The 13,450-nt window shown below is 61.1% G+C and carries 3 protein-coding genes; all 3 read right to left on the reverse strand.

The features are described from left to right. Positions 1 to 51: 51 nt before the first annotated feature. Entirely contained in the window at positions 52 to 11,121 is an 11,070-nt protein-coding gene (locus C7402_RS40820) for a non-ribosomal peptide synthetase (RefSeq protein ID WP_116614593.1), read from the reverse strand. 56 nt (positions 11,122 to 11,177) lie between these two features. Beyond that, positions 11,178 to 11,375, reverse strand: a complete 198-nt coding sequence (locus C7402_RS40825; RefSeq protein ID WP_116614594.1) for an MbtH family protein — start codon at positions 11,373 to 11,375, stop codon at positions 11,178 to 11,180. A 26-nt stretch (positions 11,376 to 11,401) separates the two neighbouring features. Continuing rightward, a partial coding sequence (locus tag C7402_RS47235; protein WP_116614595.1) for a non-ribosomal peptide synthetase occupies positions 11,402 to 13,450 on the reverse strand: 2,049 nt, incomplete at its 5' end.

A 13,450-nucleotide genomic window follows, 5' to 3' on the forward strand; every position in this document is an offset into this window, starting at 1 on the left:
CGGCGGCAGACACCTCCATATGCACGCGATTTAACTCAGGTGCAGATCGAATCAAGATGGAAGGCACGCGAGATAGCGGTTCAGGATCTCACGATAGTCAGTGCTCCAGCGCGATACCTCTTTCTGCGATAGAAAAGCGCGGTCGAACGTGAAATGAACCTGAAGCTTCTGCTGATCGCGGTCCAGGCTTACATGGCAATTCAGCGGATACTCGAAGCGATCGTTCCATCCAGCATCGAGCAATTCCATGCCGGAAATCCTGCGTGCTTCAGCGAGCGAAAACGCGTTATGAAAATTCGTGAAATTAAATGTCGCAAAGAATAAGTCATCGACTCCATGCAGATCACAGATCCGGTTGAGAGGAAAAAGCGTATGCGATTCAGTTTCGATCAGCGCTTGATGGACCATCCGGATGTGTTCCTCAGCCGTTGCTGTCCCCAAAACCGGAGATGAGACGGGCACGAGATTCCAGAATAGACCGAGGGCCGTCAAGGGTTCGGAAAGGCGGTCCGTTCTACCATTGGCGATTACGCCAATCGTGGCCTTTCCCGCTTGAACCTTGTTCTCAATCAGCGCGATATAGGCGGCAAGCGCGATTGCCTTGACCGACACATGTAGCGATGAAGCAACCTCGTACAGACATGCGGTTGTGTCAGCATGAAACGCCACACTGCACTCACCGCGGCCCGACGCATCTGCTCTCAACCGGCGGTATCGCTTGAGCGGCGCGCTACCGTCACAGGCTAACGTCCGCCCGCGCCAGAATGACGCCGTTGATGTATCCATTTCGCACTCGCGGGTTAGTGCAACATATTCCCTGAAGACATTTTGTGCCCGGGGAGGTGGTTCGACTGCCCGTCCAGATTGGCTAACACGCGAAGTGCGTATGCGCTCGTAGAGACTCCAGATTGACCGAAGGAAATGTTGATTACCCCAGCCGTCGTCGATGGCATGGTGGATGGAAATTAACAGGACGAAGATATCGTCGTCGAGACTCAGCCAGTTGAAGCGGAGCCCCGCGAAGCTGTCGTGCTCGCTGAAAAGCGGCAAGTGGCGATCCTGCGCGAGCAGTTGCTCGAATGCCAATGCCTGCTGTGCTTCAGATTGTCCTCGCAGATCGTGAACGTGTAGCTCGACTTCGAGCTCGCGGGCAACGCCTTGCCAGGCAGCTCCGCCGCCGGCTCTCAAAAGGCGGGTACGCAATACCGGCTGGCTGTCCACGACGAGTTGAATCGCCTCGCGCATCGACTCGGCACACGGTCTCTCCTGGCGGATACGGGACCACATCTGCACGTGGTAGATGCCGTCGCCGACCTGCACGCTTTGATCATAGGCGTCTACCATCCTTTGCTGCATCGCCGTGAGCGGATAGGCGTCTTCAATCAAGTCGCAGTACTGAGCCGACAAGGACGGATCGAAGTCCACCAGGTTGGGCAACCTGAGCGTCGAAGAGGTTGGCGTTTCGCCCTGTGCTGCAAGCCTTTCGCCGACGCCGGGGCCGCGTTGAATCGCATTTGCATCGGCAATCTGGCTCAGCTCGGCTGCCGTGTGATGCTGGTACATGTCGCGTACAGTCAGTGAAAGTCCCTGTTGGCGTGCGGCATGAACGATCGTCACCGCGAGCATCGAGTCGCCACCGAGGGAGAAGAAGTCGTCGTGAATGCCGACGCGTGCCACGCCGAGTGTGCTCTTCCAGATCTCGCAAAGCACCTCCTCGGTCGGTGTGCGAGATCCGACAAAGGGAGTCGAATTCACGAGGTGTCTGTCACGCACCTGCGCAAGCGCCTTGATGTCCACCTTGCCGTTCGCTGTCGTGGGGAAGGCATCGAGCACACCGAAGGCCGACGGCACCATGTAGTCGGGTAATTGCGCGCAGAGTTCATCGCGCAGGGTCGCGGTGTCGGGCGCGTGTCCTTCGCGCGGGACGATGTAGGCGACCAGACGCTGGTCGCCTGGGATTCCCTGTGCGATTACGAGTGCCTGTGCAACCCCTTCGGCCTGGGACAATGTGGCCTGCACTTCGCCAAGCTCGATACGAAACCCCCTGATCTTGACTTGCTGATCCTTTCGTCCAACGTATTCGAGCGTGCCGTCGGCTCGATATCGCACAAGATCCCCGGTCCGGTACATCTTCGCCCCGTCGTCTGAAAACGGATTGCGCACAAACCGTTCTGCCGTGAGCGCGGGCTTGTTGAGGTAGCCGCGCGCAACGCCGCCTCCCGCAACGAACAGTTCGCCCACGACCTGGTGCGGAACGAGGTCACCTTCCTCATCGAGCACGTAAAGGCTCAAGTCGGAAATCGGTACACCGATCACACTCGCCGTGCGCTGGCTATCCGTCGCAGTGAGTGCGTGCCAGGTGACATGCACGGTTGTTTCTGTAATGCCGTACATATTCACGAGCCGTGGACGCCGATCGCCGAAGCGGTCGAACCACGGGGCGAGACTCGAGAAGTCGAGTGCTTCTCCGCCGAAAATGACGTAACGCAGGGCCAGATCCACGTCAAGCGATCCGGCTTCAAATGAAAGCGCGCGAAACGCAGTGGGGGTTTGATTGAGTACCGTGACGCGCTCTTTTTCCAGCAGTGCGAGGAATTCCCGCGGCGAGCGTGTGACCAGATAGGGGACGATGACCGCCCGGCCGCCATACGCGAGTGCCCCCCAGATTTCCCAGACGGAAAAGTCGAAGGCGTACGAGTGGAAAATTGTCCAGACGTCGTCCTGGCCGAAGCCGAACCAGCGCTCGGTCGACTTCAATAGACGGCTCACCTGACGGTGCTCGATGAGCACGCCCTTGGGTTCCCCCGTTGAGCCCGACGTGTAGATGACATAGGCCAGGTGATCGGGCCGCAAGCCGAAGCTGCGCGACGGCACACGCGTGGCGGGCAGGCGATTCAGCTTTTCGCTGAGCTGTGCATCGTCCAGGTGGACGATCTGCCCTACCTCAAGGACATCGGGCGGCAACCGGTGCGCGAGACTGTGCTGTGTGAGGACGATGCGAATCGCACTGTCCTCCACCATGTACTTGAGTCGTGCGGCTGGATAGTCGGGATCCAGTGGTACGTATGCACCTCCTGCCTTCAGGATGGCGAGCATCCCGACGATCATTTCCGTCGATCGTTCGACACACAGGCCAATCAGGGTGTCCGGCCGTACTCCGCATTCGATCAGGTATCGGGCCAGACGATTCGAACGCTCATCCAGTTCCCGATAGGTCAGTCTTGCGCTTGTGCAATTGACCGCAATGGCGTCGGGACGCTGTGAGACATGCTTTTCGAAGAGTTCATGCAGACAAAAGGCATCGAACGTTTGCGGCGCTGAGCCTGCGATGCTCGGCCCGGATCCGGCGCGCAGCAGTTCTGCCCGTTGCGTGTCGTCGAGCAGGGGGATCTGTGCGAGCGGCATGTCCGGGTTGCGTACGGCGTGGGCGACCAGACGGGAGAAGTGACCGGCCAGTTGCTCGACATACGTCTTGTCAAAGAGAGACGTGTTGTATTCCCACGTGATATCCAGCCCGGTATCTTCGCGCTTACGGACGTACAGGGTGAGGTCGAACTTGGCTGTGCCGGTATTCACGATGGTCGAACGCGCGTCGATTCCGGGAAGCGCAAACTTCGTTTGCTGTTCGTTCTCGAGAACGAGCATGATCTGGACCAAAGGCGCATGACTGAGGGCGCGCGGCACGTCGAGCGCTTCGACGAGCTGGTCGAAGGGGACATGCTCGTGCGTGAACGCTTCCAGGATGCATTCCTTGCTCTGACGCACAAGCGCAGAGAAGTTCGGCCGATTCGACAGATCGCTACGCAGGACGAGCGTATTGACGAACATGCCAATGAGGGGCATGAGTTCAGCTTGCCCGCGATTGAGAGCAGGCGTGCCGATTATCACATCGTCCTGATTGCCGTATCGGCCGAGCAATGCGGCGAACGCGGAATGAAGCGCCATAAAGAGCGTGGCACCGTGCTGCGAGGCGACGGCCTTCAAGGAAGCCGTAAGCGGCCCGTCTATGGTCGTGTTCACCACGGCGCCGCCCATGCGGAGTACTGCGGGGCGTGTATGTGAAAGAGGCAGGGTATGGACAGCTGGCGCATTGGCGAGCTGTTTCTTCCAGTAGGCGATATCCGCGGTGTTCACTCCCGCGATCCTGACTTTTTCGTCGCGGCCGCGCCGCATCTGCGACCAGGCAATGTCCGCAAACTGAATGATCAGTGGCGCAAGCGGATTGCCTTGCCCTGCCGAGAATGCACGATAAAGGGCTTCTGTCTCGCTGAGCAGGATTCCAGTCGACCATCCGTCGGCCGCGATATGGTGGACGTTCAGCAGGAGCGCATGACGTGCGTCCGCGAGCAGGAACAATGTCGCGCGGAACATTTCACCACTGGAAAAATCGAAGGGATGGCAAGCGGACTCACGAACACGGTGCGCCAGCGCCGCGTCCGGTTCTCGAGCACCGCGCAGATCTTCCACCGTCATCGTCCAGGCCGCCGCATCGAGAACCTGCTGGAAAGGCTGGCCTTCGTGCGTCACGATGCGGGTGCGTAGAGCGCCATGGCGCTCTACGACCGTGTGCAGCGCGCGTGCCAACGCCGACGTATCGAGCTGACCGTCGAGCTCGAGAAGGACCGGTACGTGATAGGCCGCGCTACCCGGGTTGAGTTCTTCAACAAACCATAGCCGTTTCTGTGCGGGAAGAAGTGGAGCCCGCGCCCCGAGTGGCGCAGTTGCGAAGTCCGGCGATGCACTGGTAGCTGATCCGCCCATCGAGGAAGCGAGCTTCTCAATCGTCGGGGCCTCGAAAAGCGTCCGCAATGGCACGGCAATACCGGTCGCCTGCCGGATGCGCGCGAGCACCTGGGCCGCCAGTAGCGAGTGCCCACCGAGGTCGAAGAAATTGTCGTGTATGCCGACGCGCTCGACTTTGAGAACATCTTGCCAGATGCGCACCAGTTCCTGCTCCTCCCGGGTGCCCGGCGCGACATATTCGCTGCCAGAAGATTCATGACCTGGCATTGGAAGCGAGCGGCGGTCAATCTTGCCACTCGGTGTCAGGGGCAACGCTTCAAGCTCGACGAACGCAGCCGGAATCATGAATTCCGGCACGCGCTGTTTGAGTTCGCGACGCAGGGAATCCCGGTCCAGGCGCATCCCAGGCCTCGCCACGAAGTAGCCGACCAGTTGCTTGAGGCCCGGGCGGTCTTCACGAGCGACCGCCGCCGCCGAGGCGACTGCCTCGACGGTCAACAAGGCCTGTTCGACCTCTGCAAGTTCGATCCGGAAGCCGCGGATTTTTACCTGGTGGTCGGAGCGTCCAAGATATTCGATGTTCCCGTCCGGCTGGTAGCGCGCGACATCACCCGTTCGATACATGCGGGCACCAGGAGCACTTGCAAATGGATTCGGTACGAAGCGGTCTGCGGTGAGACCGCCGCGCCGCCAGTAGGATTGCGCGATATGGATGCCGGCAATGTAAAGGTCCCCGCGCACGCCTGGGGGAACCGGTTGCATGTACGCGTCGAGAATGTAGATTTGCGAGTTGGCCAGGGGTTTGCCGATGGGGGGCAGATCTGGCCATGTCTGCGGATCACCGGTCAGACGGAAACCAGTCACGAAGTGGCTTTCGGTCGGACCATACTGATTGTGCAGAAGGCCGCCAGGTATCTTCCTGAACAGGTCAACCACCTCGCCAGTCACCTGAAGCTGTTCTCCGCCGCAGACAATCTCGCTCAGCCTGCCCACGGTTCCGAGCGCGCGAGCCGCATCCGCGATACCTTGCAGCGCAACGAACGGGATGAACATCCGTGCCACGTCATCCTGGATCACGAGTTCGAGCAATTGCTGAGGGTCTTTGCGGACCTCGTCACTGACCATGACGACGGTGCCCCCTGCTGCCCACGTCGAAAAGAATTCGTCGAAGCTGACGTCGAAGCTCAACGGAGAAAACTGCAGGGTCCGTGCACCGGATGGCAGCGTCGACTCGGTCAACTGCCACTGCACGAGGTTAGTCAGCATCTCGTGTGTGAGGGCGGCGCCCTTGGGAAGGCCCGTCGAACCCGAGGTATAAAGTACGTAGCATAGCGCCCGTAGATCGAGGGCGATGCCGGGATCGGTCGCGGATTCGGTCCAGGCTGCTGCGCAGTCGTCTATCGTGACAAGCTGGGCGTCGTTTTCGTCGACACAATGGAGCAGGTGGGTCTGTGTGACGATAACGGGTGCTCCCGCATCTTTCGCCATGAAGCGCAGGCGCTCCTCGGGATAGCTCGGGTCCATGGGCACGCAGGCGGCGCCGGCCTTCAGAACGGCGAGAATCGCGATTGCCACATCGAGAGAGCGTTCGAGGCAAATCCCTACCAGCGAATGAGGCATAACGCCCACACGCTGCAAATGGCGCGCGAACTGGTTCGCGCGAGCGTTGAGAGCCGCGTAGCTGTATTCACTGCCGTTGAAGCGAGCCGCGGCACTGTCAGGCATGCGCCGGGCGACTTCCTCGAACAAGTGATGAACAGGCAACTGACGTATCGGTCTCGCAGTTGCGTTCAGCGTGCCGGTAAGGTAGTCGCGCTCCGCGTCCCTCATGATTGGCAACATGCCCGCCTTCAGATCGGGACTTGCGCAAGCGCTTTCAACGAGCGTCTGAAAGTGACCCGCCATGCGCTCGATGGTCGTACGCTCATACAGGTCCGTATTGAACTCCCAGCGGCAGGTATAGTCACCGGTCGTCGTCCGGGACATCTCGAGCGAGATATCGAACTTTGCGGATTGACATTCGATGTCCAGCGATCGTGCCTGCAGGCCCGGCAGTTCGAGACGTTGCGCCGGAGTGTTGTCGAGACTGAAGAGAACCTGAAAAACCGGGTGGCGACTTGTGTCGCGAGGTACATTGAGCGTTTCGACGACTTTTTCGAACGGTATGTCCTGATGCGTGTAGGCCGATATTGTGGTGGCCTTGACCTGGGCGACGATTTCGCGAAACGTCGGCTCGCCGCTCAGTCTGGTTCGCAACGCGAGCGTGTTCGCAAAGAAGCCAATCAAGGGATTGGTCTCTGCGTGGGTGCGGTTCGCAATAGGCGTTCCGATGACGAGATCGTCCTGATTCGCGTACCGGTTCAACAGGACATTGAATGCCGCGAAGAGCGTCATGAAGGGTGTCGCGCCGAGTGCGAGGCTCAGACGATCAACCCGTTGCGACAGCCCTGCGCTGAACGCGAGACGCAGCGCGTCGCCAGCCGACGTCTGCATTGACGGACGCGGCCTGTCTGTCGGCAACTCCACCGTGGCAGGCGCACCTCCCAGCAGCGACTTCCAGTAGTCGGTCTGGCCGGCAAGACGAGTCTCGGTGAGCCGTGTTCGTTGCCACTGTGCGTAGTCGCCATATTGAATCGATAGCGGTGCGAGCGTCGAAGTCGCGTCACCGCTGCCCGAGAACAGGGTATAGCAGGCAATGAGTTCCTGCATCAAAACGCCGACCGACCAGGCATCGGTGACGATGTGGTGCATCGCGGTCACAAAGACATAACGCGATTCGTCTGTCCGTACAAGGTGAGTACGGAGGAGCGGACCATTGCGCAGATCGAAAGGCGCAAGGGTTACGTACTCGATTTCGGCGGCCACACGCTGCTGCACATCCATGCCACGTGCATCGACATATACCATCGCATCCAACGGCTGCGCATGAACGACCGCAACTGTCCGGCCGTCGTCGTCCTCGTCGAATGTCGTGCGCAACACCTCATGTCGGCCGACGATCCTGGACACACTGCGCGAGAGCGCCTGCACATCGAGCGTACCCGTCAACTCAAGTGCTACCGGAACAACGTATGCCCTGTCGTCGGGCTTGAGGCGGTCCAGAAAATAGAGGCGCTCCTGGGCGAACGATGCCGGCCGCCTCGTCCGGGCTTCGCTACTTGCAGTGATGGGCGGTGCAACGGTGTCTGGTGCGGCTTCATTGAGAATGTCGCTTTGCGCGGCGGCGAATTGACGAATGGTCGGCGCTTCGAATAGCCACTTGATCGGAGCTTCGATCCTGAGTGTCTGGCGTACCCGCGCGATGACCTGGGTGGCGAGCAGGGAGTGCCCACCGAGTTCGAAGAAGTTGTCGTCGATACCGATACGTTCGACACCGAGCAGCTCGGCCCAGAGCGTAGCGAGCATGGTTTCGGTTGGCGTGCGCGGTGCGACGTAGGGTGTGCCATTGACGCTGGCCTCGCGCGACGCGCCGTCGGGCTCAGGCAGGCGTTTGCGCTCAAGCTTGCCGTTGACATTGAGCGGCAGCGCATCCAGACACATCCAGATGCCGGGCACCATGTAGTCGGGCAGGCACTGCAGCAGATGCGCGCGCAGGGCGGCGTTGTCCAGGCTGCGGCCCGCACGCATGACCACATAACCCACAAGCTGCGCTTCATACAGTTCGCCCTGGGTGCCCCCCTTGACCGCCACCGCCGCGGCGAGCACGTCGGGGTGCGCCTGCAATGCGTTTTCGATTTCGCCAGGCTCGATGCGCAGGCCACGCAGCTTGACCTGATCATCGCTGCGGCCGAGGAACTCCAGCACGCCGTCGCGGCGATAGCGTGCGCGATCGCCTGTCCGGTACAACCGGCTGCCCACGACACCGTAAGGGTTTGGAATGAACTTCTCCGCAGTCAGCCCGGGGCGCTTCAGGTAGCCTCGTGCCAGCTGCACGCCACCGATAAACAGGTCGCCTTCCACGCCTGGCGGAACGGGGCGCAGTTCCCCATCGAGCACGTACATCCGGGTGTTGGCCACGGGCCGGCCGATCGGGACCGAAGCGGCCGTCGGATCGCCGCCCGGCTCGCAATGCCAGAACGTCACATCGACGGCCGCCTCCGTGGGGCCGTAGAGGTTATGCAGTTTCACCGGGTTGAAGTGGCGGTGGAACTGCTGTTGCAGCGCACAGGGCAACGCCTCTCCGCTGCAGAAGACCTGGCGCAGGGCGTGTTGTGTCAGATGCATGCCGGCGTTGAGAAATGCCTGCAGCATCGAGGGCACAAAGTGCAGGGTCGTGACCCGGTGGCGCTGGATTGCATCGGCCAGATAGGCAGGGTCCTTGTGTCCCTCGGGCTTCGCGATGACGAGCCGCGCACCGTTCAGCAGCGGCCAGAAAAACTCCCAGACCGAGACGTCGAACGTAAAGGGCGTCTTCTGGAGCACGGTATCGTTCGGGCCCAGGCCATATTCGTGCTGCATCCACAGCAACCGGTTCACGATGGCGCCGTGCGTGTTGAGCGCGCCTTTGGGGTTGCCGGTGGAGCCGGAGGTGTAGATGCAGTAGGCCAGGTGCGAGGAGGTGCAGACACCGGCCGGGTTGTGGTCGGGGGCGTACGCGAAGGCGGTCTCGTATCCATCCAGGTAGACGGTCTGCGCATGTTGCAGATGCGGGGCGCAGGGCAGATGCGATTGCGTGATCAGCACGGCTGCTGCGGTGTCGCCGAGCAGGTAGGCCAGGCGCTCCGCGGGGTAGGCCGGATCGAGCGGGACATAGGCGCCGCCTGCCTTGAGCACGCCGAGCAGGGCGACGATCATGTCGACGCTGCGCTCCATGCAGACGGCGACAAGCCGGTCGGGGCCCACGCCGTGTTCGCGCAGGTGGTGGGCCAGGCGGTTGGCCCGCGCATTCAACGCGCCGTAGGTGAGCGGCTCGTGATTAGGCTCGCGGTCGAAGCTCACGGCGATCGCGTCGGGGGTGAGCCGAACCTGGGCCTCGAAAGCTTCGGCCAGCGTGGGCGCCGGCGCAGGCCATTCGATGTGCGTGTCGTTCCAGTCCATGAGCACGACGCGTTGCTCTGCGCCGCCCATGAGTGGCAGATCGCCGATCCTGCGTTGCGGTTCGGCCGCGACGGCTTCGAGGATGACGCGGTAGTGGCGTGCCAGTTGCTCGACGGCCTCCCGGTCGAAAAGATCGGTGTCGTACTCGAAAACGCCGGTGACACCCTGGCTTGACGAACGCAAATCAACAGTCAGGTCGAACTTTGCCGTCGGGGTTCGAAGGGGGATACCTGTCACCTGCAACCTGCTGAGACGCAGATTCTCGAATGGGTCCCCTTCGTAATATGCCAGCATGACCTGGAACAATGGAGAATAGCTCAGGCTGCGTTCAGGGCCGAGTGCCTCAACGATCTTCTCGAAGGGAAGATCATGATGCTCGGTGGACTCCAGGAGCGAAGTTCTCACCTGCTGGACGAGCGCCTCAAAGCTGTCTGCGCTGTTCACGTTCGTGCGCAGCACGTGCGTATTCACAAAGAAGCCGACCAGTCCCTGTATCTCCGGCTGGCCGCGGTTTGCAACTGGATAACCGATACATATGTCACCTCGGCAGCTGTAGCGCGACAGCAGCACATTCAGTGCTGACGCGAGCGTGGTGTAAAGGCTGGTTTGATTGCGCTGGCTCAGCTGTCGAAGTTTCGTCACCAGCGCAGTATCGAGCGAAAAATCCACGGTGTCGCCCCGATGCCGCGCAACGCTCGGCCTGTGCCGGCCAGGCGGCAGTTCAAGCAATGGAGCGGCACCTTCGAGTCTGTTCTTCCAGTAATCCAGTTGCGTTTCGAGCTCCCCGCTTTGCAGCCATTCGTGCTGCCATACCGAGTAGTCCGCGTATTGAATGTCAAGCGCATTGAGGGGCAGTGCCGATCCCTCGACACGTGCGTTGTAAAGCGAAGTCAGCTCCCGAAGCAATACGTCGATGGACCAGCCATCCGCGATGATGTGATGGATCACCAGAACCAGCAGATGCTCATCATCGGCCAGTTTGACGACGGTAACGCGCATGAGTGGACCTTGCGCGAGGTCGAATGGCTGCCGCGCTTCCCGCTCTGCAATATCAAAGGCAACCGTTTCCGCGTCATCGCGCACGCAGAGGTCCTCAAACCGGAGGTGCGCGTGCGCGTGCGCAGCGATCACCTGGACAGGTGTGCCGCCTTCGACCGCAAACGTGGTTCGAAAGGCTTCATGCCGTTGAACGATCTCGTCGAGACTCCCTTTCAGCGCGTCATGATCGAGTGTGCCCAGCAATCGACATGCGGCGGGAATATTGTAGAGGCATGACCCTGGATCGTACTGGTCAAGAAACCAGAGCCGTTGCTGCGCGAAAGAGGTAACAAACGTGTTCATTTCTATTGACGAAATTTAGTTTTCTTTTCTTGTGTATCAGAGAGGATGGACCGAACTCAGACCAATGAACCCTGATTCGCACGCCTCAAGCTTGCTGGAGTCATATCGACCCATACCGTGTCGATGTATTTCAGGCACTCTGCCAGGGGACCTTGCATGCCCTCGAGCGACCACCCGGGAGGAACAGGGCAATCGTTGCGCCAGATTGAATATTGCTCTTCTGCGTTTACGACCACGACGAACTGGATTTCCATGATGGATTGATTCCTTTTAATTGGTTTTACTGAATCGATTGAGTTTCGCCAATACGCTTTTGTCGCTGGATTGCGGGCATTCTTCTAATGCGGTTTCCCTCAGTCGAGGGCTCCGCATCGAGCACCCTGGCAATGGCTGCGATCGTCGGAGAATCAAAAAGCGTTCGCATCGTCAATGCGCGGGGAAAGCAATCTGTCAACCGCGCGATGACCTGGGTGGCGAGCAGGGAGTGCCCACCGAGCTCGAAGAAGTTGTCGTCGATACCGACACGTTCGACACCGAGCAGCTCGGCCCAGAGCGTAGCGAGCATGGTTTCGGTTGGCGTGCGCGGTGCGACGTAGGGTGTGCCATTGACGCTGGCCTCGCGCGACGCGCCGTCGGGCTCAGGCAGGCGTTTGCGCTCGAGCTTGCCGTTGGCATTGAGCGGCAGCGCATCCAGACACATCCAGATGCCGGGCACCATGTAGTCGGGCAGGCACTGCAGCAGATGCGCGCGCAGGGCGGCGTTGTCCAGGCTGCGGCCCGCACGCATGACCACATAACCCACAAGCTGCGCTTCATACAGTTCGCCCTGGGTGCCCCCCTTGACCGCCACCGCCGCGGCGAGCACGTCGGGGTGCGCCTGCAATGCGTTTTCGATTTCGCCAGGCTCGATGCGCAGGCCACGCAGCTTGACCTGATCATCGCTGCGGCCGAGGAACTCCAGCACGCCGTCGCGGCGATAGCGTGCGCGATCGCCTGTCCGGTACAACCGGCTGCCCACGACACCGTAAGGGTTTGGAATGAACTTCTCCGCAGTCAGCCCGGGGCGCTTCAGGTAGCCTCGTGCCAGCTGCACGCCACCGATAAACAGGTCGCCTTCCACGCCTGGCGGAACGGGGCGCAGTTCCCCATCGAGCACGTACATCCGGGTGTTGGCCACGGGCCGGCCGATCGGGACCGAAGCGGCCGTCGGATCGCCGCCCGGCTCGCAATGCCAGAACGTCACATCGACGGCCGCCTCCGTGGGGCCGTAGAGGTTATGCAGTTTCACCGGGTTGAAGTGGCGGTGGAACTGCTGTTGCAGCGCACAGGGCAACGCCTCTCCGCTGCAGAAGACCTGGCGCAGGGCGTGTTGTGTCAGATGCATGCCGGCGTTGAGAAATGCCTGCAGCATCGAGGGCACAAAGTGCAGGGTCGTGACCCGGTGGCGCTGGATTGCATCGGCCAGATAGGCAGGGTCCTTGTGTCCCTCGGGCTTCGCGATGACGAGCCGCGCACCGTTCAGCAGCGGCCAGAAAAACTCCCAGACCGAGACGTCGAACGTAAAGGGCGTCTTCTGGAGCACGGTATCGTTCGGGCCCAGGCCATATTCGTGCTGCATCCACAGCAACCGGTTCACGATGGCGCCGTGCGTGTTGAGCGCGCCTTTGGGGTTGCCGGTGGAGCCGGAGGTGTAGATGCAGTAGGCCAGGTGCGAGGAGGTGCAGACACCGGCCGGGTTGTGGTCGGGGGCGTACGCGAAGGCGGTCTCGTATCCATCCAGGTAGACGGTCTGCGCATGTTGCAGATGCGGGGCGCAGGGCAGATGCGATTGCGTGATCAGCACGGCTGCTGCGGTGTCGCCGAGCAGGTAGGCCAGGCGCTCCGCAGGGTAGGCCGGATCGAGCGGGACATAGGCGCCGCCTGCCTTGAGCACGCCGAGCAGGGCGACGATCATGTCGACGCTGCGCTCCATGCAGACGGCGACAAGCCGGTCGGGGCCCACGCCGTGTTCGCGCAGGTGGTGGGCCAGGCGGTTGGCCCGCGCATTCAACGCGCCGTAGGTGAGCGGCTCGTGATTAGGCTCGCGGTCGAAGCTCACGGCGATCGCGTCGGGGGTGAGCCGAACCTGGGCCTCGAAAGCTTCGGCCAGCGTGGGCGCCGGCGCAGGCCATTCGATGTGCGTGTCGTTCCAGTCCATGAGCACGGCGCGTTGCTCTGCGCCACCCATGAGTGGCAGATCGCCGATCCTGCGTTGCGGTTCGGCCGCGACGGCTTCGAGGATGACGCGGTAGTGGCGTGCCAGTTGCTCGACGGCCTCCCGGTCGAAAAG

Origin of the sequence: Paraburkholderia unamae (assembly GCF_003096875.1) — a bacterium.
GTDB classification, from domain to species: Bacteria; Pseudomonadota; Gammaproteobacteria; order Burkholderiales; family Burkholderiaceae; genus Paraburkholderia; species Paraburkholderia unamae.